This is a genomic window from Desulfovibrio sp. Huiquan2017, assembly GCF_017351175.1.
Lineage (GTDB): Bacteria > Desulfobacterota > Desulfovibrionia > Desulfovibrionales > Desulfovibrionaceae > Pseudodesulfovibrio.
In genome coordinates this window covers 101,501-125,988 of the sequence record NZ_JAFMPN010000002.1, presented here as the reverse complement: position 1 = coordinate 125,988, position 24,488 = coordinate 101,501, and the positions used below count along the sequence as shown (strand labels likewise).

Below are 24,488 nucleotides of genomic sequence, written 5' to 3'. Positions count from 1 at the left end.
CATGCGCGTACTCATGTTCGGGTGGGAATTCCCACCATATATCTCCGGCGGCCTGGGCACGGCCTGCCTCGGCCTGACCAAGGGGCTGGCCCAGCTTGGCACCGACATCCTGTTCGTCCTGCCCAGGCTGGATTCCGACGAGGAGGGCCATCACCTGACCCTGGTCGGAGCCAACCGCCTGCGCACCAAGGTCGGAGTGACCGAAATCCGGAAGCTCCAGGAGCGCCTTTCCGTCCTCGAAGTCATCTCCCCCCTGCGCCCGTACCTGACCGAGCGGGAATACCGCTCCCTGCTCGAACAGAGCGAATCGGTCACCGCCGAGGACATCTTCGGGGAGCTCAAAAACGATTTCAAGGGCGGGTACGGCGAGAACCTCATGGCCGAGATCGTGCGCTACAGCCTGATCGGCGCGCACCTGGGACTGACCGAGAAATTCGACGTCATCCACGCCCACGACTGGCTGACCGCCCCGGCGGGCATCGAGGCCAAGCGGGTCTCGGGCAAGCCTCTCGTGGTCCACGCCCACGCCCTGGAATTCGACCGCTCGGGCGAGCACATCAACCAAAAGGTCTATGACATCGAGCGCGCCGGGTTCGAGGCCGCCGACCGAATCATCGCGGTCAGCCATTTCACCAAGGAAACCATCGTCCACCGCTACTCCATCGACCCGGCCAAGATCACCGTGGTCCACAACGCCGTGGCCAAGGAGCGGCGACTGGGCCAACTGCGCGTAAAAAAGCCGTTCAAGGAAAAGCTGGTCCTGTTCCTCGGGCGGATCACCTTCCAGAAGGGACCGGACTACTTCGTGGAGGCCGCGGCCAAGGTCCTGGCCAATCACAACGACGTGCGCTTCGCCATGGCCGGAGCCGGCGACATGTTCCCGCGCATGGTCGAGCGCATGGCCGAGCTTCGGCTGGCCGACCGCTTCCACTTCACCGGCTTCGTGCAGGGGACCGATGTGGAGCGCATCTACGCCATGAGCGACCTGTACGTCATGCCCAGCGTATCCGAGCCCTTCGGCATCACCCCGCTGGAGGCCATGGTCTTCGACGTCCCGTGCATCGTCTCCAAGCAATCCGGCGTGGCCGAGATTCTGGAACACGCGGTCAAGGTGGACTTCTGGGACGTGGACCGCCTGGCCGACGAGATCGAGGACATCCTGACCAACGAAAAGCGGGCCGAGACCCTGATCGAACAGGGCCGGGAAACCCTCAAGAAAATCCAATGGGACCGGGCCGCAGAAAAAGTTCTCGATGTATACCGGCAACTTACCGGAGGCCGCTGATGATATCCGTCTGCTTCTACTTCCAGGTCCACCAGCCCATGCGCCTGGACAAGGACTATTCCTTCTTCCAGATGGGCCGCAGCCACCACTACCGCGACGAGGCCGCCAACCGCGACATCATGCGCAAGGTGGCCGACAAGTGCTACCTGCCCGCCAACAGAATGATGCTCGATCTCATCGAACAACATCAGGGAAAGTTCCGCATCTCCTACGCCATCACCGGCGTGGCCATGGAGCAGTTCCAGGAGTTCTGCCCCGAGGTCCTGGACTCCTTCCGGGCCCTGGCCGACACCGGATGCGTGGAGTTCATCGGCGAGACGCATTATCACTCCCTGGCCTTCCTCTTCTCCCGGGAGGAATTCCGCCGCCAGGTGAAGATGCACAGCCGCATCCTCGAAGAATTCTTCGGCAGCAAACCCGTGACCTTCCGCAACACCGAGCTGATCTACAACAACGACCTGGCCCTGGAGATCGAAAAGATGGGCTACAGGGCCATCCTGGCCGAAGGCGCGGACCAGGTCCTGGGCTGGCGCTCGCCCAACTTCGTGTACCAGCCCGCAAGCTGCTCCAAGCTCAAGGCCCTGCTCAAGAACTACCGGCTGTCCGACGATGTGGCCTTCCGCTTCTCGGACCGAGGCTGGAGCGAGTGGCCCGTGACCGTGGAAAAATACGCGGACTGGGTGCACAAGGTGGCCGGAAGCGGCGAGATCATCAACCTGTTCATGGACTACGAGACCATCGGCGAACATCAGTGGGCCGACACCGGCATCTTCGAATTCTTCAGGAAGCTGCCCGAAGCGATCCTGTCCCGGGACGACTTCGTCTTCGAGACGCCCGGCGAAGCCGCCGCCCGCCTGGACCCCATGGCCCAGCTCGACGTGCCCTATTTCACCTCCTGGGCCGACCTGGAGCGCGACGTCACCGCATGGCTGGGCAACCCCATGCAGGATCAGGCCGCCGAACTGGCCTACGCCCTGGAGGACAAGGTCCTGGCTTCCGGGGACGAGGACATCATCGCCACCTGGCGCGAATTGCTGACCAGCGACCATTTCTACTATATGTGCACCAAGTGGTTTTCCGACGGCGACGTGCACAAATATTTCAACCCGTATGACACCCCGCACCAGGCGTTCATCACCTACATGAACGTGCTCAACGACCTCGCCCTCCGGCTGGACGGCGCGGACCGGCGGCAGGGGTAGGAGAAAAAGTCATGGAAACAAGTTGGCTGTTCGAAGCTTCCTGGGAAGTCTGCAACAAGGTGGGCGGCATCCACACCGTCATCAGCAGCAAGGCCCCGCAGGCCAAAGCGGCCTTCGACAACCGTTATGTGACCGTGGGCCCGTTGCTCGACCGCAACCCCGGCTTTGTCCGGGTCGATCCGCCCGAAACGGTCCGCCCGGCCCTGGAACGGCTCAAGGCCTGGGGCATCGAGACCGCCACCGGCCACTGGGACATCCCGGGCAAACCGCTGGTCCTGCTCATAGGCTTCCGCAACGCCTTTCCGAACCACGACAAGCTCCTGTTCCAGCTGTGGAACGACTACGGCGTGGATTCCATGGCCGGAGGCTGGGACTATATCGAGCCGGTCCTGTTCTCCACGGCCGCGGCCATGGCCATCAAGGAAATCAGCGAGGACGTGGGCGACGGGGCCGACGTCTACGCCCATTTCCACGAATGGATGTCCGGCGCGGGCGTGCTCTACCTGAAGAAGCATGCGCCCTCCGTGTCCACGGTCCTGACCACCCACGCCACCATGCTCGGCCGGGCCATGTCCGGGGCCGGGGTGGACATCTACAAGCGGTTGGAGGAAATCGAGCCGTCACAGGAGGCCAAGGCCTTCGGAGTCACGGCCAAGCATTCCATGGAGTCGGTCTCGGCTCGTGAAGCGGACTGTTTCACCACGGTCTCCAACATCACCCGGCGCGAGGCCTCCAACCTGCTCGGCACCAACCCGGCCGTGATCACGGTCAACGGCTTCAACCTCGAAGGATTCGCAGAACCCAAGGCCGTGGCCGGGACCCGCAAGACCGCGCGCAAACGGCTCCTGGATCTGGCCGGCAACTTCCTGGAACGCGACCTGGCCCCGGACAAGACCCTGCTGGTGGCGACCTCGGGGCGTTACGAATTCCACAACAAGGGCATCGACTTGCTCCTGGACGGACTGGGCGACCTGAACGACGAACTGGCCAAATCCGGCAATGATGTCACCGTGGTCGCCTTCCTGCTCGTCTCCTGCGGTTACGCGGGATTCAGCGACGAGGCCCGGCGCCGCCTGAAGTCGGAGCGCTACGACATCGAAAAGTACGCGGGCATCTCCACCCACCACCTGGGCAACGCGGACCACGATCCCGTGGTCATGAAGTGCCGCGAACGCAAGCTGGACAACGAGGCCGAAAACCGCTGCTGCGTCATCTTCATTCCGGTCTATCTGGACGGCAACGACGGCGTCCTCAACCTGGAATATTACGACGCCCTGGCGGGCATGGACCTGACCGTATTCCCTTCCTTCTACGAACCGTGGGGCTATACCCCCATGGAAAGCGCGGCCTTCGCCGTGCCCACGGTCACCTCGGACCGGGCCGGATTCGGCCAGTGGATCATGGAAAGGCATCCCCAGGGGCACCCCGGCGTGCACGTTCTCAACCGGCTGGACGACGACTACGAAACCGCGCGCGAGAACCTGACCCGGTACCTGGCCGACTTCACCCGCTGGACGCCCGAGGAACGCGCCTCGCGGAGCGCCGAGGCCCGCAAGATCGCCGAGGAGGCCACCTGGGCCCAATTCTACCCCCGCTACCTGGAGGCTTACGAGTACGCGGCCGACATCCGCACCGAACGCATCGCGGGCGTGCAGCGCATGGCCGCCGCGCCCGGCGCCGAGATCAGTTTCACGGGCGTAAACACCACCCAGCCCCGGCTCAGGTCCTTCACCGTGGTCACCGAGCTGCCTGCGCCGCTGGCCAGGCTGCGCGAGGTGGCCGAAAACCTGTGGTGGGTCTGGCACCGCGATTCCCAGGAGCTGTTCGAGTGGATGGACGCGGACAAATGGCATGAGAGCGGGCACAATCCGGTCCTGTTCCTGGACACCATGCGCCGCGACCGCCTGGCCGAACTGGCCGACGACCCGGAATTCATCGGCCGCCTGGGCTCGGTCCTGGAACGGTTCGACGACTATATGGCCCAGAGCGCCAAGGCCGACGTCAAGGGCATCACCTGGGAACACCCGGTGGCCTATTTCTCCATGGAATTCGGCCTGCACGAGTCCATCCCGGTCTACTCCGGCGGCCTGGGCCTGCTCTCGGGCGACCACATCAAATCGGCCAGCGACCTGAACCTGCCGTTCATCGGCATCTCCCTGCTGTACAAGAACGGCTTCTTCCACCAGCGGATCAACGGCAACGGCGACCAGGTGGTCGAGTACCACGAGAACGATTTCGCCACCATGCCCATCACCCCGCTGCAAAAGAACGACGAAAAGGTCATGATCGCCGTGAATCTGCCGGGCCGCACCGTGTACGCCCAGATATGGACGGTTCACGTAGGCCGGGCCAGGCTCTACCTGCTCGACACCGATGTGGTCGAAAACTCCCGTTCGGACCGGGACATTACCTCCAAGCTCTACGATCCGACCTCCAAGGGACGCATCGAGCAGGAGATCATCCTCGGCGTGGGCGGCGTCCGTCTGTTCACGGCCCTGGGCATCACCCCGTCGGTCTATCACCTCAACGAGGGGCACTCCGCCTTCCTGCTCTTCGAGCGCATCCGCCAGATCATGCTCCAGGACGGAGTGGACTTCGCCACGGCCAAGGAAATCGTCCGGGGCAACACCGTGTTCACCATGCACACCCCGGTGCCCGCGGGCAACGAACGCTTCGAAAAATCCCTGGTGGAGAACTATTTCCGCGGCTACGCCGACGAGATGGATGTGCCGTGGGAAGGGCTGTGGAACCTCGGGCACATCTACGCCGAGGAGGCCGACCACCTGAACATGACCGTGCTGGCCCTGCAACTCTCCTGCAGGCGCAACGGCGTCAGCCGCCTGCACGGAGACGTCTCCCGACGAATGTGGCAGGACCTGTGGCGCGGCTTCATCCTGAGTGAAATCCCGGTGGGCCACGTGACCAACGGCGTGCACATCTCCTCCTGGCTGGACGAGCGCGTCCGCCACGACATCGAGGAGACGTGCAGCCTGTCCGTCCACCGCGCGCTCCTGGAAAAGAATGACTGGGACTGCCTGAACACCATGGACGACCGGCGGCTGTGGGATACCCACGTGGCCCTCAAACACCGGCTGTACGACGAGGTGCGCCGGTCCATCTCCGCCCAGTGGACCCGCGAGGGCGAACCGCCCAACCGGCTGCACGCCTTCCTGAACGAACTCAACCCCGACCACCTGACCCTGTGCTTCGCCAGACGGTGCACGGCCTACAAACGGCCCACCCTGCTCTTCCACAACCTGCAACGGGTCAAGGAGATCCTGTGCAGCGCCGAACGCCCGGTGAACATCCTCTTCGCGGGCAAGGCGCATCCGGCCGACACCATGGGCGCGAGTTACATCAACCTCATCTGCCGCCTGGCCAAGCAGGACGACTTCCTGGGGCGGGTCATCTTCCTGGAAAGCTACGACATCCGACTGGCGCGCCTGCTCGTGTCCGGCGCGGACGTCTGGCTGAACAATCCGACCCGGCTCATGGAAGCCAGCGGCACCAGCGGCATGAAGGCCGCGGTCAACGGGGTGCCCAACTGCTCCATCCTGGACGGCTGGTGGGATGAGGCCTTCGACGGGGCCAACGGCTGGGCCGTGGGCAGCGGCCTGGTCTACCAAAGCCAGGTCAACCAGGACATCGTGGACGCGGACAACCTCTACGCCACGCTGGAATCCGAGGTGGTCCCCGAATTCTACGACCGGGGCGGCGACGGCGTGCCCCACGCCTGGCTGACCCGCATGAAGGCGGCCATGCGGACCGCATTCAGGCAGTACGGCACCCACCGCATGGTCCGGGACTATATCAACGACATGTACCTGCCCGCCATCGAACTGGCCAAGCTGCGCGCCCGGAACAACAACGAACTGGCCCTGGGCCTGGGGGAATGGCGCACGCGCATCCCCGGAAGGTTCGCCACGGTGAACATCAAGGAGGTCCAGGTGGAAGGCATCAGCGGCGACGTCTTCCGGCTGGGCAACAAGCTGACGGTTTCCGCCAAGGTGGATCGCGGCCAGTTGCTGACCGAGGAAATCGTGGTCGAATTCGTGGCCGCCACCCCGGACGAGGAGACCGTCCTGGACTGCATCCCCATGCAACTCAAGCATACCGAGGGGACCACCCTGCTCTACCAGGCCGCCTACAGCCCGCGCGAGTCCGGCCCCATCCGCTACGGCGTCCGCGTGCTCCCCACCCACCCCGGGCTCGCCAACAAATGCGACCCCAGGTTGATTCGCTGGAGCTAGGGGCGGCCTCCCAAGACCTCTCCCGGGCCCGGAGCCGCACGCCCGGATCCCTCCATTGAGAAACGGCCTTCGTCGCAACATCGCGACGAAGGCCGTTTCCCGCGCCCCGACGTGGACGCCTGCGGGACAGCCAGGAAGCGGAAAGGGATGGGAACCCGGGAAAACGGCGAGGGAACGTCCCGTTAACAGTGGATCGCCCCCTCCTCCTTTTCCGGCTGCGGAGGAACAGATTTGAATTGTCTCGGCGGCGGCATCGAAGTACAAGGTGGCTGGAGACATTATTGGCATGCGCAAGATGCTTGTGATTACCCGCGACGGGAGCCGGTCGGAGGAGATCGGCGGTTTGCTCGGGAAGGACAAACGACTGGGAACGGGGACGGGATCGGTTGCCGCCAATGGGGCGCCGGACCGCGAAGTGGACACCCTGTTCGTGGACGTGGAATCCCTGCTCGGCAAGCATACTTCCGTGGCCAAAGGGCTGGAAGGCCTCTGGGCCCAGTACCCTTCGGCGGCCATCGTGGTTCTGGCGGACGAGGCCAACACCCACCATGCCGTGGACGCGGTCAAGGCCGGCGCCTTCGACTATCTGACCCACCCCATCGAAAAGGAAGAGCTGGACCTGATCGTGGACAAGGTCCGCGAAACCGACGTGCTCAAGTCCGAGCTCGACTACCTGCGCGGCCAGTTCTGGAACGAGGATTCGCTCGAATACGTGGATACCCGGAGCAAGGCCATGCGGGACGTGTTCGTCAAGATCCGCCAGGTGGCCGGGACCCGGACCACGGTCCTGCTCACGGGCGAGACCGGCACGGGCAAGTCGCTCATCGCCAAGCTCATCCACGCCCACTCCAACCGCAAGAGCCAACCGTTCATCAGCGTGCATTGCGGAGCCATCCCGGACACCTTGGTGGAAAGCGAGTTGTTCGGCCACGAAAAGGGAGCCTTCACCGGCGCGGTCCGGCGCAAGCTCGGCAAGTTCGAACTGGCCCACGGGGGCACGATTTTTCTCGACGAGATCGGCACGGTCTCGCAGTCGGTCCAGGTCAAGCTCCTGAACGTCATCCAGGAACGCTTCATCCAGCGCGTGGGCGGCGAGTCCGACATCCCGGTGGACGTGCGCATCATCGCGGCCACCAACGAGGACATGCTCGAACTGTGCGAGCGCGGCAAGTTCCGACGCGACCTCTTCTACCGGCTGAACGTCTTTCCCATCCGCATACCGTCGCTCAGAGAACGGTCCGAGGACATCCCGAGGCTATCCGAGGTGTTCATCCAGCAGTTCAACGGGCTGCTCAACACCGAGGTCAAGGGCATCCACCCCCAGGTCCTGGACCGGCTCCTGGAGTACGAGTGGCCGGGCAACGTGCGCGAACTCGAAAACGTCATCGAGCGGGCCTGCATCCTGGAGACCGGCGAAGTGCTTCTGCCCGAGAGCTTCCCGCCGGACCTGCTCGACAACCAGGGCGAGGTGGTCACCTCGCCGGTCAAAACCAGTCTTCCGCTCAAGGAGGCGCGGCGCATCACCGTGGACAAATTCGAACGCCAATACCTGTCGAGCCTGCTCGAACAATGCGACGGCGTGATCAAGGACGCGGCCCAACGCGCGGGCGTGACCACGCGGCAACTTTCCAAACTGCTGGGCCGCCACGGCCTGGACAAGATGGACTTTCGCAAGAAGAACCAGTAATTCCGGTTTCTAAAATAGCGGAATAAAAAGTTCTCATACTATTTTAACATCCTGAATATACAATGTTTATTTACAATGTCACGCCACCATCACGCCCCCAAAACGCCGGAATTTCCGCCGATTTTGACCGGCCGCCAAGAAAACAGGAACTTAAAGTTCCTGCTGTCGCATCGGCGTCAGACAACATTCACAAAGTATTTCAAATAATTACGGCTTTGGCATGCTCCATGCTTTTCCCGCACCTTCAAAACCGCCAGGTTGAGAAAATCTATGCTGCAAGAGAAACAACACCGCAACGACACGGTCACCGTCAGGGGCATGGTTGTCCCGCGCCAGTGGGACGAGCAGTTCCGCGTGACCGAGGTGTTGATCGCCTGCAAGGACGAGCGGGAAATCCTCGTGGAGAATTTCAAGAGCCTCCCGAACCTTCTGTCCCTGTCCAGGGAAGAGGCGGTCTTCACCGGCGTGGTCCGTACGGAGCGCGGCGTGGAGTCCATGATCGTGGAGAGCTTCACCCCCGTGAACACAACATCCCAGGATAACCCATGCGTAAACAACTGATTCCCTTTCTGATGACCGCCGTTCTCTGCCTCGTTCCCATCCTGTCCGCTTCGACTGCGGGCGCGGAGCAAGCCGTGACCATTTGGGGACTGGTGGTCAACACCGATTTCGGCCTGGTCCTCAAGGACGGCGACACGGAATATTTGCTCCTCGGCGTGGAGCAGGATCCCTCCACCCTGGCCGGCAGGACCTGCGAGGTCACCGGCACGGCAATGAGTACTTTGGGCTTCGACACCATTCACGTGGAGACCATCGAGGTCATCGGCGACACCTCGTCGATGAACTATACCTCCATGAACCTGCAACGAGACGAGCGGACACACCGCCTCGCCTGACGGGCCGCACGGCCCTGAGACCACCATGGACACGACAACCAGAGAAGACGACGTCCGCGAGGACATGCGCGAGGTCCGCATCTCTTCGGGCATCACGCCCGACGACGTGGAGACCATCCTGAACATGGCCGCTTCCAGCGGGCTGTTTTCGGCCGACGCCATGCTGTCCGCCGAAGACATGGCCTGGGACTGCGCCTACGGCAACGGCGAGGAGGCCCAGACCTTCCTTCTGGCCAAGGCCGACGATGGCGATGGCGAACGGATCATCGGCTTCGTCTGCTACGGGCCGATCATGTACTGGCCCAGCGAATACGAGCTCTACGGCATCACCGTGGATCCCGAATTCCGCAGGCTCGGCATCGGCTCGGGCCTTGTGGCCGAAATGCTCCGCCGGGTGGCCGGGGAGATGGGCAAATCCGTGTTCCTGGAAACCGGCGAGGGGCGTGCCTTCGAAAACGCCCGCCTATTTTACGAAGCCAACGGCTTCTCGGTCCAGCGACGGTTCTGCAAGCAGTTCATCCCCATGGAAGGCGGCCTGGTCTACCGGCTGAACATCGACGAAGACGACGCGGACAACAACTACCAATAGGAGCGGGAGACAATGGCTACCGATGTGTATGAGGATTCCCTGTTCGGGCAAATACTCCCTCTGGACTGGGACGATGAAAATGTATCCGGCGTCGTTCTGCTGGTGGACGGCGAAGAGGAGTTCATCGTCGAACCCGACGAGAACGGAGAAAGCCTGATCGAATATGTAGACAGGTGGGTCACCGCCGAGGGCGTCGTCGTGGAGAACGAGGACGAGTTGCGCATCAAGGTGCGCAACTACACCCTGGAAGACGGGATCGACTACGACACCGACGAGGACTGGTAACCCGTCCCCGCCCGACCTCAAGCAGACTTCCACCCCGACGGAAGCGGTAAATTCCCATGATGCATCCCAAAACCGAAGTACGTTTCGTCGATCCGACCATCGGGTACGGCGTGTTCGCCACCCAGGACATCCCGCGGGGTACCATTGTCTATGTCCGCGACTGTCTCGAAGCGGCTTTCGCGGCCCATGCCGCCAACCGCCTCGTCGCGGCCAACGCCTCCGGCAAGACCGTCTACGCCGACGAGTCCGGCGTACATATCGTCAGCCGTGACAACGCGCGCTACGTCAATCACCGCTGCGACGCCAACGTCATGGCCACGGCCTACGGCTTCGAAATCGCCGTGCGCGACATCTGGAAAGGCCAGGAGGTCTGCGAGGAATACGGCCTGTTCGACCTGGGCCGGGACATCCCCCTCAATTGCGGCTGCACCCGCTGCCGCAAAGCCCTGCACCCCGACGACATGGAGCGCCACCACTCGGCCTGGGACGGCCTCGTCCGGGACGCCCTCGACCGGGTGCCCGATGTGCACCAGCCGCTCATGACTTTCCTTGACGCCGAAGCCAAACATCGGCTGCGCGCCTATCTCTGCGGCGAAGAGCCGTACCGTTCCGTAACCGCCCTGCGCCGCCGGGGAGTGGCCGTGCCCAACGCCGTCCCCCCCGACAACCTCAAGCCCGCCCCGTTCGGGTTCAATGGCTGAACGATTGAAACACATGGCCGCGGCCTCGACCGCGCGGAACATCCCTCCGGACCCTCGCGGTCCGGTTTCCCGGAGAGGGAGGTAGCGCCATGGGCTTCATCCGCCTGCTGCTCGCCTTCGCGGTCTTCAATTCGCATTTTCCGGCCTTCGGGGACGTCCCGCTGGTGGACGGCCATGAGGCCGTGCTGACCTTTTTCGCCATCTCCGGCTTCTACATGGCCCTGGTCCTGGACCGGACCTACGGCAACGTCCGCGCCTTCTACTTGAGCCGCTTTCTGACCCTGTATCCCATGTACGTCCTGGCCCTGGTGATCAGCCTGGGGTTGCTGACCAACCTGGACGTCCACTCCCTGACCAACAGGGAAACCCTGCGGGCCATCGTGGCCGATCCCGCCGCCTTCGCGCTCATGGCCTGGACCTCGGCCACAACCTTCGGCCAGGAGCTGCTCTTCTCCCTGGCCCGTCACCCCGAGGGCGGCCTGTATTTCGTGACCAACAGCCGCGACGCCCTGTGGTCGGACGCCCCGCTCATCCAGGGATGGTCCCTGTCCCTAGAGGTAACCTTCTACGCCCTGGCCCCGTTCATGGTCAGGCTGCGCACCCGGACCCTGCTCGCCCTTCTGGGCGCAAGCCTGGGCCTGAAGCTCGCTGTCATGGCTTCCCCGGCGGCCGATGTGGTCTTCTTCAAGCGTTTCTTCCCGCTGGAGTTCTGGCTTTTCACGGGCGGCATCCTGGCCTACCGGGTTCACCGGCGGCTCGCCCCTGAAGCGCGCTGGTACGACTACGGGCTGTTCCTGGTCCTGGCCGGTTTGGCCTGCATGGCCGGGGGCTTGGCCAAGCCCCTGTTGCCGTTTTTTCTGCCTCTGGGCGCGCTGTTGTCCATGCCCCTTGTCTTTCGCGGCTTCAAACGGTTACAATGCGATCGGTTCGCGGGCAAGATCAGCTACCCATTCTACCTGTTCCACTACATCGTCATAGCCCTGTTCGAGACCTACATGGACGACCCCGAGGGGGTGTTCGTCCTGGCCGCCGCCCTGGCGGCCGCCGTCCTGGTCCACTTTCTGTTCAACCCGGGCATTGAGTCCCTGAAAACGAAATTGCGTCGCCGCCACGCGCTTCCCGTCCCGGCGGACACGGCTGTGCTTCAGCCCGTAGTCCTGCCGTAACAGCGCCCACCGCCACGCCGCTCTTCGAGGAGATACATGACACAACCTGTCGTTACCCTGGACAGCGTCTCCAAGACCTTTGACGGGGAGACCGCCGTCGAAAACATCTCCCTGTCCATCCAGGACGGGGAATTCGTCACCTTGCTCGGCCCTTCCGGGTGCGGCAAGACCACCATCCTGCGGATCCTCGGCGGATTCGAGGAGTGCGACGGAGGCCGGGTGGAACTGGACGGCCGCTCCATGAAGGGCGTGCCCCCGGAGTCCCGGGCCGTGAACACCGTGTTCCAGAGCTACGCCCTGTTCCCGCACATGAACGTCTTCGACAACGTGGCCTTCGGCCTGCGCATCGCCGGAAACGGCGAGGCCGACGTCCGACGCACCGTGGCCGAGGCTCTCAAGCTCGTCCGCCTGGAAGCCATGAGCAAACGGATGCCCTCGGAACTGTCCGGCGGCCAGCAGCAGCGCGTGGCCATAGCCCGGGCCATCGTCAACAAGCCCCGCGTCCTGCTCCTGGACGAACCCCTGTCCGCCCTGGATTACCGGCTGCGCAAGCAGATGCAGAAAGAACTCAAAGTGTTGCAGCGCACGCTGGACATAGCCTTCGTCCTCGTCACCCACGACCAGGAAGAAGCCTTTTCCATGTCCGACCGAGTGGTGGTCATGAACGACGGACACATCGAACAGGTGGGCACCCCGCGCGAGATCTACGAGGAACCGGCCAATCTCTACGTGGCCCGTTTCGTGGGCGAGATCAACGTCCTGGACGGGACCATCACCGGCCGCCGGGGCGAGAGCTACACCGCCGAGGTGGAAGGTGCGTCCGTGCTGGTCAAGGCACGCCGCGAGTTCGCCGAAGGCGACCGCGTCCACGTTCTGCTTCGGCCCGAGGACTTCCGCGTGGAGGTCATGAAGGATCTGGAGGAATCCCCGGACCTGGCCGACAAGTTCGCCAAGGCCCTGCTCAAGGGCACGGTGGACGGCACCTGCTACCGGGGCGCCACCTACGACGTGGACATCACCCTGGAGGACGGCAAGCGCATTCTGGTCACCGAGTTTTTCGACGAAGACAGCGAGACCCTCTATTTTCATGGCGGCGACCGGGTGGCCGTGGGCTGGTTCGAGGGATGGGAGGTGGTCCTGCCTCATGAAGGATAACCTGTTCAAACGGCTGGTCGTCACCGGCGTGCTCGGCTGGATGGTCCTGTTCGGGGCCGTGCCCACCCTCATGCTCCTGGCGGTCAGCTTCCTCAAACGCGACCCGGACAACCTCATCCAGCCGCTCCTGTCCGCCGCGAGCTACCGCGAGCTGCTCCAGCCCGCCTTGGGGTCCATGCTGGCCGAGTCCATGATCATGGCCGCCACGGCCACCCTGTTGTGCCTGCTTGTCGGCTACCCCTTCGCCTACATCGTGGCCCGGGCGGGCAAGCGGTATACCAAAACCCTGCTCCTGCTGGTCATGATCCCCTTCTGGACCAACACGCTCATCCGCACCTACGCCCTGGTGGCCGTGCTCAAGGCCGACGGCGTGGTCAACCGGTTCCTGCACTTCCTCGGGGTAATCGACGCGCCGCTCAAGCTCATGTACACGCCCACGGCAGTCTTCATCGGCCTGGTCTACACCCTGCTGCCGTTCATGATCCTGCCGCTGTACGCGGCCATTGAAAAGCTGGACCTCAAGCTGTTGGAGGCCTCCCGCGACCTCGGGGCCAGCCGCTTCTCGACCTTCCGCAAGATCACCGTGCCCCTGACCATGCCCGGCATCGTCTCGGGCTGCATGCTCGTCTTCCTGCCCGCGCTGGGCATGTTCTACATCCCGGACATCCTCGGCGGGGCCCGGACCATGCTGCTCGGCAACTACATCCGCGACCAGTTCCTGGCGGCCCGCAACCTCCCGCTCGGAGCGGCGGCCTCCATCGCCATGACCGTGATCATGGGGCTGATGCTCGCATTGTACTACAAGAGCGTACGCCGGGCCGGAAGGAAGGTGCGCATATGAACCGCTTCGTCAAGGCGGCCTACGCCGCGCTGGTCTACGCCTTCCTCTATCTGCCGCTCGTGGTCATCGCGGTCTACTCCTTCAACGCCTCCAAGTACTCCCTGGCCTGGAAGGGGTTCACCCTGCAATGGTACGGCAGGCTGCTCAGCAACGCGACCCTGGTGGACGCGGCCGTCCGCTCCGCGACCATCGCCGTGGTCTCGGCCACGATATCCTGCATCATCGGCACCCTGGCCGCCTTCATGCTCCATCAGTACCGGTTCAGAGGCCGCCGCGCGGTCTTCGCCGGGATATTCGTCATGATGATGTCCCCGGACATCGTCATCGGCATCTCGCTGCTGGTCCTCTTCCTAGGGGTGGGGCTGTCGCTGGGCTTCTGGACCCTGCTCATGGGGCATGTGACCCTGTGCGTGCCCTTTGTCACGGCCACGGTCTACGCCCGGTTCAAGGGGTTCGACCCCACCGTGGTCGAAGCCGCCCGAGATCTGGGGGCCGTGGAATACCAGGTCTTCCGGCGCATCGTCCTGCCCATGGCCGCCCCCGGCCTCATCGCGGGGTGGCTGTTAAGCTTCACCCTGTCGCTGGATGACGTCATCGTCTCCTTCTTCACCACGGGGCCGACCTACGAGGTCCTGCCCCTGCGGATATATTCCATGGTCCGTCTCGGCATAAAGCCCGACGTCAACGCGCTCAGCGTGGTGATGATCACCGTAACCGTGGCCGCCGTCCTCCTGTCCCGGCGGCTGCTCAAGGAGAAGTCATGAAAAAGCTACTGCTCGCAATCGTCCTGACCCTCGCTTTCGCGGTCCCGGCCCTTGCCGGCAGCGGAGAGCTCTACCTCTACATCTGGTCCGAATACATCCCGGACGAGGTGGTCGAGAACTTCACCCGAGAGACCGGCATCAAGGTGCACATCTCCACCTATGACAGCAATGAGGCCATGTACGCCAAAATCAAGCTGGCCGGAAAGGGCTACGACCTCATCGTGCCTTCGTCCGACTATGTGGGCCTCATGCGCCGTCAGGACATGCTTCTGCCGCTCGACAAGTCCAAGCTGCCCAACTTCTCCAACCTCTCCACCAAGTTCACGGACCAACCCTTCGACCCGGACAACACCTTTTCCGTGCCTTACATGTGGGGCTCCTCGGCCATCGCCGTGAACACCGGCACCTTGGGCGAGGATGCCGTGACCTCCTATACCGATCTCTGGAAGCCCGAGATGAAGGACCGGCTGCTCCTGCCCAACGACCCGCGCGAAGTCTTCGCCATCGCCCTGAAGAGCCTGGGCTACTCGCTGAACGACACCGACCCGGCCCACCTGGAGCAGGCCTATCAGAAGCTCAAGAAACTCATGCCGTTCGTGCGCGTCTTCGACTCCGACTCGCCCAAGCAGGCCCTGCTGTCCGGCGAGGTCGCGGTGGGCGTGATCTGGAATGGCGAGGCATACATCGCCAACCAGGAGAATCCCGAAATCCGGTACGTCTACCCCAAGGAAGGGTTCTCCCTGTGGATGGACTCCCTGTGCATTCCCCAAGGGGCCCGGAACCTGGATGAGGCCCACGCCTTCCTGAACTACCTGCTGCGCCCGGACGTGGCCGCCGCCATTTCCACGGAAATGGGCTATTCCTCCCCCAACGCCGCAGCCGTAAAACTGCTTCCCGACGACGTGCGCGCCAACACCATCGTCTACCCCGACGACGCCACCGCCCAACGTGGCGAGTTCCAGGACGACATCGGCGAGGGCATGAAGCTCTACGAGGACTACTGGGTCAAGCTCAAGGGCGAAAACGAATAATCCGCCCACGGCACGCCGTTATCAAAGGGGCCGGACAACAAGTCCGGCCCCTTCGCTTTGCTCTCCCCGTGGACGAGCCTTCCGAACATTTCGTATTAAACAAACGTTTGACAAAAACGCTGCACAGGGCGTATGCGTCAGGCTTCCACCACGAATACCCACCCCCGGGAGGCAGGCATGAAGAGCGGAGAGCGCAAGTCTCTCAAACAGACCCAGGGCGAGGAGACCCGCGCCACCCTGATCCGGACCGGCGCCCGGCTGTTCGCCCAAAACGGCTACAACGGCGTGTCCATGCGCACCCTCGCCGCCGAGGCCGGGGTCAACCTGGCCACGGTGAGCTACCATTTCGGGGGCAAAGGCGGGCTTTACGAGGCCATCATTCGCGAGATCGTCACCATCCGCGACCAGATCTTCCCTCCGGCCAAAGAGGTCGAAGCCAAACTGGCCGCCGCCGGGGACACTCCGGAGGGCAGAGGCGCGGTTGTCGACTGGTTCATGGGAACCATCATCGACGGGCTCCTGCGGCCGACCGACTACGTCTGGGGGACGGTCATCATCTCCCGCGAGCTGGTCCATCCGACCGAACTCTTCCCCAAGCTGGAGGCCACCTTCTTCACCCCGACCATGAACGCCCTGTCCGTCCTGGTCCGGGGGACCGCCGCCCACTGCCGGGACGAGGCGGACGCGATCATCACCGGCCATCTGATCATCAACTCCGTCATCAAATTGCTGGAAGGCCAGCCCCAGATCTGCAAACGCCTCGGGTGGGAGTCCTACGACGGGCGTTTCAACACCATCGAATCCATCGTCAAGACCCGCATCCGAGGCCTCCTCGGCCTCCCCACGGAGAACATGCAATGAACCGCCTCCGCCCTTTCGCCGCCCTGCTCTGCCTGACCCTGCTCGCCGCCTGCGACCGCTCGCCCGAGCCCGTGCCCGAGCCCATCCGTCCGGTCAAGACCATCCGGGCCACCCGGGCCGACAGCAGCAAGTTGTGGTCCTTCGCGGGCACTGCGGAGGACGCCCTGGCCACCCGGCTCTCCTTCCGCGTGAGTGGCAAGATCGTTGAATTTCCGGGCAACCAGATCGGCCGCCAATTCGCCGAAGGCGAGGTCATCGCCCGCCTCGACCCGTCCGACTACGACCTGGAACTGCGCCAGGCCAGGGCCAACATGGAGCAGGTCCGGGCCAACTACGTCCGGGCCAAGGCCGACCTCCAGCGCAACACCCGACTGTTCGAGGGCAGAGTCATCTCGCGCGGCGAGCTCGACCAGGTGGAGGCGGACTTCAAATCCTTTGAAGCCCAGCTCAGCGCCTCGACAAAGCAGCTCGACATCGCCCGCAAACGCCTCGGCTATACCACCTTGCGCGCGCCCTTCAACGGCTGGATCGGGGAGGTGGACGCCGATGTCCACCAGAACGTAACCGCGGGCCAGGCCATCGCCACCTACAACGCGGGCCGCCAGATGAAGATGTACATCTCCGTGCCCGACACCCTCATCGCCCAGGTCAAGGAAGGCGACGAAGTGGCCGTGGTTTTCGACGCCCTGCCCGGCCGAATTCGGAAGGGCAAGGTGGAAGAGGTCGGGGTGGAGTCCGGTTCCGGCTCCACCTACCCGGTCAAGGTCTATCTGGACAACGCCGACCGCCTGATGCGCAGCGGCATGTCCGGGCACGTCAATTTCATCGGCCTGGGACAGGCCAAGACCGCCTTCTACCTGCCTCCGGTGGCCGTCATCGGTGAACCCGACGGCTCCCACGCCGTCTGGGTGGTGGACCCGAAAACCTCCACCGTGACCCGACGGACCGTCACCGTGGGCCAACTCACCCCGGCCGGGCTCGAAATCTCCGACGGCATTGCCGAAGGCGACATCATCGTCATCCGGGGCGTGCACAACCTTGAAGAGGGACGCAAAGTCCGCCTGCTCAACACCGGGGCGGAGGGCTGACCATGAACCTGGCCAAGTGGTGCATCACCAACAACCGCACCTCTCTCGTCATCTTCCTGCTCATCGCCGTCAGCGGAGTAATGACCTTCTTCTCCATCCCCAAAGGCGAAGACCCGGACTTCACCATCCGCACCGGCGTCATCTCCACGGTCTTTCCCGGCGCATCGCCCCAGCGCGTCGAGGAACTGGTCACCGACAAGCTCGAAGAAAAAATCCGGGAAATCGACGGAGTCAAGACCGTCAAGTCCCAGTCCATGTCCAGCCTGTCCATCATCGAGGTGGAATTCCAGGACGTCATCATGGATATGCAGCCCTATTGGCAGAAGTTGCGCAACAAGGTGGACGACGCCGCCAAGGATCTGCCCGACGAAGCCCAGACCCCGGTGGTCAACGACGAATTCGGCGACGTCTACGGCATCGTCATCGCCTTGACCGGCGACGGATTTTCCTACCGTGAGCTCAAGGACACGGCCGATCGCATGCGCGACGAACTGCTCAAGCTCAAGGGCGTGGGCAAGGTCGAACGCTGGGGCGTGCAGGATGAACGCATCTTCGTGGACTTCACCAACTCGCGCATGGCCGCCGCCGGGATCAGCCCCTTTGTCCTGGCCCAGATGATCGACAACCAGAACACCCTCCAGCCCAGCGGGTCGAGCATGGTCGGGCCCGAACGCATCGTCATCGAGCCCACCGGCGAATTCAAGGGCGTGGAGGACATCTATTCCCTGTCCATCCGCCCGCCCGGCAAAAAGACCTCGGTCCGCCTGGCCGACGTGGCCGACATCTCGCGCGGCTTCTCGGACCCGCCGTCCACCATGGCCCGATACAACGGCAAACCGTGCCTCATGCTGGCCGTGTCCATGGCAGACGGCGGCAACATCACCGAACTGGGCGATCGGGTCGCCAAACGCCTCGACGAGCTTCGGGCCGACATGTACGTCGGCCTGGACACCGACCTGGTCGTGTTCCAGCCCGACTACGTGAACAAGGCCATCAACGACTTCATGATCAACCTCCTGGAGTCCTTCGCCTTCGTCGTCGTCATCATCCTGCTCTTCGCGGGGCTGCGCACAGGCGTCATCGCCGGGTCCCTGGTGCCCATGGCCATGCTCGGCTGCATCGCCCTCATGCCCTACTTCGGTGTGGGGCTGCAACGCATCTCCATCGCCTCGCTGATCATCTCGCTGGGCATCCTCGTGGACAACGGCGTGGTCGTGTCCGAGGCCATCCTGGTCCGGCTGGCCTCGGGCGAAAACCGTCTCAAGGCCGCCACCGGCGCGGTCGGCGAACTGTGGATGCCGCTGCTGGCGGCTTCCCTGACCACCATCTTCGCCTTCCTGCCCATCCCCCTGGCCACCACCCATCCGGTGGGCGAGTTCTGCTCCTCCCTGTTCATCGTCGTCACCCTGACCCTGACCTGCTCCTGGGGACTGTCCATGTCCCTGGTCCCCATGTTGTGCTACTACCTGCTCAAGCCCAAGGCCACCATCCAGACCTTTTCCAGCCGCCTCTACCGCCTCTACCGGGGGCTGCTCATGTGGAGCCTGGCCCACCGCGCCGTATTCGTGACCGGGATTCTCTTGTGCTGCGCCGTCTCGGGCTGGGCCTTCCAGTTCCTGCCCAAGATGTTCTTTCCGCCCAACGAGCGGGCCCAGTTCACCATCGACTTCTGGCAACCCTACGGCACGGACATCACGGCCACGGAACGGCGCGTGGAACGGCTCGAAAAGGTGCTTCTGGCCGACCGCGACGTGACCAGCGTGGGCGTGTTCGTGGGTCACGGCGGACCGCGCTGGTACCTGCCCCTGAACCTCGAACAGAAGAACGACAACCTGGCCACCTTCGTGGTCAACACCGTTTCCATCGAATCCGTGGAACAGGTCATCAAGCGCACCCGGCAGACCCTGGAAAAGGACTTTCCCGACGCCGACTACAGTCTGAACAAGCTCATGAACGGTCCGCCCGTGGGGGCCAAGCTCCAGATCCGCCTGTCCGGACCGGACATCAAGACCCTCTATACCCTGCGCGACAAGATCGCGCCCATCGTGGAAGCCCGGCAGGGCGTCACCCGCGTCTGGGACGACTGGGGGCAGTGGACCAAGAAAATGGTCGTCCAGGTGGACCAGGACAAGGCCCGCGAGGCCGGGCTGTCCAGCTTCGATGTGGCCGTGTCCCTCCAGACCGCCATGTCAGGCCTGCCCGCTTCCGATTACCGCGACGGCGACACGATCATCCCCATCCTGCTGCGCAACGACGAGGGCTTCCGCAATCACCTGGACAAGATCGACTCCCTCAACGTCTACTCCTACGACTCCGGCGTGAGCGTGCCCCTGTCCCAGGTGGCCACCACCCGCCTGGACTGGCAGCCCTCGGACATCCGTCGCCGCGACCAGGGCCGGACCATGACCATCAAGGCGGATGTGGCCGACGGCTATTACGCCCAGTCCATCCTGGCCAAGGTCCGCCCGGCCGTGAAAGAACTCATGGACGGCCCCGACTGGCCGCTGGGCTACACCGTGGAGTACGGCGGCGAGTTCGAGGAGAGCTCGGAGGCCCAGGCGGCCATCAACGCCAACATGCCCCTGGCCATGGGACTGCTCGTCCTCGTGCTCGTCTTCCAGTTCAACTCCATCCGCCGCCCGCTGATCATCCTGCTCACCCTGCCCCCCATGATCATCGGCATCTCCGCCGGCATGCTGGCCACCAACTCGCCCTTCGGCTTCATGGCCATGCTCGGCATGATCTCGCTGCTCGGCATCATCGTGAACAACGCCATCATGCTCATCGACCGCATCGAAATCCAACGCAAACGGGGTCTCGCCCCGCCCGACGCCATCGTGCTCTCGGCCATGGAACGGGCCCGGCCCATCATCATGACCGCCACCACGACCATCATCGGCATGGTCCCGCTCTCCCTCCAGGGCGGAGAGATGTGGCGGCCCATGGCCAACCTGATCATGTCCGGCCTGACCGTGGCCACGGTGCTGACGCTGGTCCTCTGCCCCGTGCTCTACTCCCTGTTCTTCCGGCAGGGCTTCAAGGGGTACGAATGGAACCCCGACGTCGTGCGGCAAGGCAGCGACCTGAAACCCGGCCTTCACTCCGAAGGGGAATAGGGGCGAGGTCCCGGTCAGCCACACCGTTCCGGCCGTCCTCACCCGAATCCCTGGTATCAAGCGAGCCGGCGGGCATCCGCTTCGCGCCCGTTTGATCGGAACGCGGGATCATGCCCGGACAAGAAAAGCGGGTGTGAGAGTCAGGGCAAAATAGCCCGACTTGCCCACGAACGCCGCGAGCCGATAGTGAGGATATCGGAAGAATCGGCGTCCGACCGGGCGGAGGCGAAATACCGAAATGGAATCGAAAGAATACGACGTCTACGAATACCGGCAGGGGTTCCGGCGCAAACGGATCGAATCCATCCGCGAAGTGCCCCTGACCATCATGCTCAACGGACGCGAGGTGGTCACCCTGCTGTGCACGGCCAAGTACCCCGAGTACCTGGCCGTGGGCTTCCTCAAATCCGACGCCTTCCTGTCCAGTCCGGCCCAGATCACGGACCTGACCGTGCGGGACGAGGGAGACCGGCTGGTGGCCGAAGTGGACACCTGCCACGATCCGTGGAAGGACCGGGTCATGGAACGGTCCATAACTTCGGGCTGCGGCAAGGGCACCAATTTCGGGCGCAACGTGGCGACCATCTCCAAACGCAAGGTGGGCGGCGACGTACGCGTCACCCCGGAGCAGATCCTGGCCCTGGCCGGAGAGCTGCACGACCGCTCGATCCTGTACAAGAGCACGCGCGGCTGCCACAACTCCTCCCTGTGCACCCCGGAGGAAATGCTCCTGTTCCGCGAGGACATCGGACGGCACAACGCCATAGACATGCTCTGCGGCCAATGCTTTCTCGACGACGTGGCCGTGGACGACAAGATGATCGTGACCACCGGCCGGGTGGCCTCGGAAATCCTCCTCAAGGTGGTCCGCATCGGCATTCCGGTCCTGGCTTCCACGGCCGTGGCCACCAGTTTTTCCGTGGAGCTGGCCAAGAAAACCGGCATCACCCTCATCGGCAACATCCGCGACGACAGCTTCTGGGTCTACAACGACAACGGCCGGATCATCGGGTTCTGACCCTCTCCCCACCTTTCCGCATGATTTTTTTTGCCTTTGTAACCCGCCTGTTTTATTGAGCCATTCTATCAATACTATGCCGCCACAGGCATAATTATGTCAAAAATATAAAGTTATTACGGCATACTGCAATACTCTTGTGCAAAACCTTGAGTAAGTGTAGAACCTTTGGCAAGATGATACGCATCCCCATACTGTTTTTCCAGATCGGAAAACACTCTGGAGAACCACATGGAACGCGACATGGCCCTCGAAACGAGCAGGCTCGAACGCAAGCTCGCGCAACTGCGAAAGAAGTCCTACCTATCCGCCGAACTCATCGACCTGCTCGACGAAGTGAGCCATCTGCAACTGGCCGCCCTGCCCGAGGCCGAAGTGAGTCTGCCCCCGGACAGCGCCCTGGCCCTGCCCGAGGCCGTGCTCCAGGGAGTCTCCCTGATCAACCGTGAGGATTTCCCCTTTGATCCGGTCCAGGCCGAACAACTGCTCGGCAAGCTCGTCGCCATGGTCCGCAAAACGGGCGGATCTCTGGGCGAGGGCGCCGAGATCGTGGCTCGGGCGTTGTATGCCGGCGACCTGACCCCGGACGAGCTATTCCGCCGCTTCCTGGACGACGACACCGCCTTCTTCGGCCGCTGGGCCGAGCGCATGCAGGATGCCCCCAGGACCCTGCCTTTCCTGGTCATGGCGGCCATGGGCCCGTCCATGGAAGCCGCGGCCGGAATGCTCGCCGACAAACTGCCCGACGTGAAGGTCCAGCCCGTGGGTACCTGCCCCATCTGCGGGTCCATGCCGCTCATCTCCTCCCTGGAACAAAAGGAGGGGTTCCGGCATGCCACCTGCTCATTCTGCCGCCATCACTATCGGATCAGGCGCCTCGTCTGTCCGGTCTGCGGCGAGGACGACCAGAAGAAACTGACCTTCTTCACCGTGGACGAGGAGCCCGGCTTCCGGGTGGACGTCTGCGAGAGCTGCAAGACCTACATCAAGACCATCGACTTCCGGGACCTGGACCGCGTGGCGCTCCCGGTCCTGGATGACCTGGATTCCCTGGCCCTGGACTACGTGGCCGCCAACCAGGGGTACCGGCGGGCGACCCTGTCCGCCTGGGGGTTTTAACCGCGGGAGGCACCCATGTCCGAAACGCAACGGAACGCCATGCAGAGAAACTCGCACATCATGCCGATCATCGCGACGCCGGATGACGACGCCGCCTTCGAGTGCCTGCTGCACGACGAGGACAAGGCCAGGGACTACCTGCTGGAACTGGCCTGGCCCACGGGCGACCCCTTCTGTCCGCGCTGCGGGCATCGCAAAGTCTATAGCCTGTCCGGCGAGCGGCTGCGCTGCGCGGCCTGCAAGTACACCTTCCAGCCCTTTTCGGGCCGATGGATCAACAATGGAGCCCTGACCCCCGGCGAATGGCTCCGGCTCATCGTCCAGTTCGTGGAAGAACGCTCGGTCCACCAGATGAAGGAAGAACTCGGGCTGTCCTATAATACGGTCTACAAGGCCCTGACCGCCATCCGCTTCGCCATCCTGGCCAACGCCCTGGACGCCCGGCAGTTGATCAGCCCGGCCACGGGCCTGGACTCCTATCTCAAGGGCAACCGGCTGACCGGCGGCCCGCGCGAGATGCGCATGGACACCATCCCGGTCTACGGCATCCTGCGCCGCGACGACCTGGTCTTCATCGACCTGGTGCCGGGGTTCCAGGCCGAAACCCTGTTCCACTTCCACATGAACTTCCATCTGAAGCTCATCCGCTCGGGCAACCTGGTCTACACGGACCGCTACAAGGAATACGACGCGCTCATGTTCTGTGGAAACGACTCACTGCCCTACGAAGTCATCCGTCGCTACGACGAGCCCCCGCACATCGACGCCGTGCACGACGAATTCTGGGAATACGCCCAGTCGCGCATCAAAAAATTCCGGGGCATCTCCTGCCAACGCTTCCCCCTGTACATGAAGGAGTTGGAATTCCGCTTCAACAACCGCGACAAGCCGTTGAACGAAATCCTGGCCGCCTATCTCTGCGCCCTGGTGCCCAACACCGACTAGCCCGAACGGGCGGACGCCGCCCGGCCCTTGCCTTTTCGCCCGAATTCACCGGTGTCAAACCGTGGGGCTGAAATCAATTTATGCCATATTTGACATAAAGTAGATCCAGCAATAGCGCCATTCTGCTAAAAAAAGCACGTTTTTCCCTGTGTAAGAAACCCTGCAAGACCCATTTCTTTGCCCGCTCGTCGGAGATGCCGCATAACGGTGACAACAGATGTAATGGGAGAGGTACGCGCATGCGCATGAACAACCAACATTTGCCGACTGGAGCCGCCGTGAGCCCACCGCCCTTCTCCGGGCTGGGATTCGCTGCGGCCGAGGTTCGCCTGGCGGCCGAAACGATGGCCCCCGAGTTCCACGCCAACCGCGCGGAACCGGACATCGTCAAGGCCTCTCGCGGGCCCGCCGTACCGGCCGGCGGCTACAAGCTCCTCGTGGCGCTCGGCCGCGAGATCCGCGGGCGCTGACCCGCACTCAACACAGGAG

At 63.3% G+C, this 24,488-nt stretch carries 21 protein-coding genes; all 21 read left to right on the top strand.

The features are described 5' to 3' along the window. Window position 1: 1 nt before the first annotated feature. The 21 genes from J0909_RS02255 (at window position 2) to J0909_RS02155 (ending at window position 24,469) form a co-directional block, all read left to right on the top strand. Window positions 2–1,285: a glycosyltransferase family 4 protein gene (locus J0909_RS02255; protein WP_207260134.1), complete on the top strand. Its 1,284-nt coding sequence runs from the start codon at window positions 2–4 to the stop codon at window positions 1,283–1,285. Further along, window positions 1,285–2,487: a glycoside hydrolase family 57 protein gene (locus tag J0909_RS02250; RefSeq protein ID WP_207260132.1), complete on the top strand. Its 1,203-nt coding sequence runs from the start codon at window positions 1,285–1,287 to the stop codon at window positions 2,485–2,487. The genes J0909_RS02255 and J0909_RS02250 overlap by 1 nt, the downstream gene beginning before the upstream one ends. Window positions 2,488–2,498: 11 nt before the next feature. After that, window positions 2,499–6,737, top strand: coding sequence for an alpha-glucan family phosphorylase (glgP, locus tag J0909_RS02245; protein ID WP_207260130.1), 4,239 nt, complete (start codon window positions 2,499–2,501; stop codon window positions 6,735–6,737). Between the two features lie 286 nt (window positions 6,738–7,023). After that, window positions 7,024–8,424 (top strand): sigma-54 dependent transcriptional regulator, encoded by a 1,401-nt coding sequence (locus tag J0909_RS02240; RefSeq protein ID WP_207260123.1) that lies wholly within the window; start codon window positions 7,024–7,026, stop codon window positions 8,422–8,424. A 270-nt stretch (window positions 8,425–8,694) separates the two neighbouring features. Next, window positions 8,695–8,985, top strand: coding sequence for a hypothetical protein (locus J0909_RS02235; RefSeq protein WP_207260119.1), 291 nt, complete (start codon window positions 8,695–8,697; stop codon window positions 8,983–8,985). After that, a complete protein-coding gene (locus tag J0909_RS02230; protein ID WP_207260118.1) occupies window positions 8,970–9,320 on the top strand; it encodes a DUF5818 domain-containing protein in 351 nt (116 codons plus the stop codon). Before J0909_RS02235 ends, J0909_RS02230 begins: the two co-directional genes overlap by 16 nt. A gap of 25 nt (window positions 9,321–9,345) precedes the next feature. Then, window positions 9,346–9,909, top strand: coding sequence for a GNAT family N-acetyltransferase (locus tag J0909_RS02225; RefSeq protein ID WP_207260116.1), 564 nt, complete (start codon window positions 9,346–9,348; stop codon window positions 9,907–9,909). Between the two features lie 12 nt (window positions 9,910–9,921). After that, complete coding sequence (locus J0909_RS02220; protein ID WP_207260115.1) at window positions 9,922–10,194, top strand: hypothetical protein; 273 nt, start codon at window positions 9,922–9,924, stop codon at window positions 10,192–10,194. Window positions 10,195–10,250: 56 nt separating this feature from the next. Beyond that, on the top strand, window positions 10,251–10,895 hold the full coding sequence (locus J0909_RS02215) for an SET domain-containing protein (RefSeq protein ID WP_207260112.1): 645 nt from the start codon (window positions 10,251–10,253) through the stop codon (window positions 10,893–10,895). Window positions 10,896–10,984: 89 nt separating this feature from the next. After that, window positions 10,985–12,061 carry an acyltransferase family protein gene (locus J0909_RS02210; protein ID WP_207260110.1) on the top strand — a complete coding sequence of 359 codons (1,077 nt, stop codon included), beginning with the start codon at window positions 10,985–10,987 and terminating at the stop codon, window positions 12,059–12,061. 36 nt (window positions 12,062–12,097) lie between these two features. Beyond that, window positions 12,098–13,216: a spermidine/putrescine ABC transporter ATP-binding protein PotA gene (gene potA / locus J0909_RS02205; RefSeq protein WP_207260108.1), complete on the top strand. Its 1,119-nt coding sequence runs from the start codon at window positions 12,098–12,100 to the stop codon at window positions 13,214–13,216. Then, window positions 13,206–14,057, top strand: coding sequence for a spermidine/putrescine ABC transporter permease PotB (gene potB / locus J0909_RS02200; RefSeq protein WP_207260104.1), 852 nt, complete (start codon window positions 13,206–13,208; stop codon window positions 14,055–14,057). Before potA ends, potB begins: the two co-directional genes overlap by 11 nt. Further along, window positions 14,054–14,821, top strand: a complete 768-nt coding sequence (gene potC / locus J0909_RS02195) for a spermidine/putrescine ABC transporter permease PotC (protein ID WP_207260102.1) — start codon at window positions 14,054–14,056, stop codon at window positions 14,819–14,821. The genes potB and potC overlap by 4 nt, the downstream gene beginning before the upstream one ends. Beyond that, a complete protein-coding gene (locus J0909_RS02190; protein ID WP_207260095.1) occupies window positions 14,818–15,852 on the top strand; it encodes an extracellular solute-binding protein in 1,035 nt (344 codons plus the stop codon). The genes potC and J0909_RS02190 overlap by 4 nt, the downstream gene beginning before the upstream one ends. 177 nt (window positions 15,853–16,029) lie before the next feature. Next, complete coding sequence (locus J0909_RS02185; RefSeq protein WP_207260094.1) at window positions 16,030–16,713, top strand: CerR family C-terminal domain-containing protein; 684 nt, start codon at window positions 16,030–16,032, stop codon at window positions 16,711–16,713. Next, on the top strand, window positions 16,710–17,801 hold the full coding sequence (locus J0909_RS02180; RefSeq protein WP_207260093.1) for an efflux RND transporter periplasmic adaptor subunit: 1,092 nt from the start codon (window positions 16,710–16,712) through the stop codon (window positions 17,799–17,801). The genes J0909_RS02185 and J0909_RS02180 overlap by 4 nt, the downstream gene beginning before the upstream one ends. Before the next feature lie 2 nt (window positions 17,802–17,803). After that, complete coding sequence (locus J0909_RS02175; protein ID WP_207260092.1) at window positions 17,804–20,917, top strand: efflux RND transporter permease subunit; 3,114 nt, start codon at window positions 17,804–17,806, stop codon at window positions 20,915–20,917. Window positions 20,918–21,155: 238 nt separating this feature from the next. Then, window positions 21,156–21,935: a formate dehydrogenase accessory sulfurtransferase FdhD gene (gene fdhD / locus J0909_RS02170; RefSeq protein ID WP_207260091.1), complete on the top strand. Its 780-nt coding sequence runs from the start codon at window positions 21,156–21,158 to the stop codon at window positions 21,933–21,935. Between the two features lie 231 nt (window positions 21,936–22,166). After that, entirely contained in the window at window positions 22,167–23,054 is an 888-nt protein-coding gene (locus J0909_RS02165) for a formate dehydrogenase accessory protein FdhE (RefSeq protein ID WP_207260087.1), read from the top strand. 60 nt (window positions 23,055–23,114) lie between these two features. Continuing rightward, window positions 23,115–23,999, top strand: coding sequence for a transposase (locus tag J0909_RS02160; RefSeq protein WP_207260296.1), 885 nt, complete (start codon window positions 23,115–23,117; stop codon window positions 23,997–23,999). A gap of 239 nt (window positions 24,000–24,238) precedes the next feature. Beyond that, window positions 24,239–24,469, top strand: a complete 231-nt coding sequence (locus tag J0909_RS02155) for a hypothetical protein (protein WP_207260086.1) — start codon at window positions 24,239–24,241, stop codon at window positions 24,467–24,469. The last annotated feature ends 19 nt before the right edge of the window (window positions 24,470–24,488 follow it).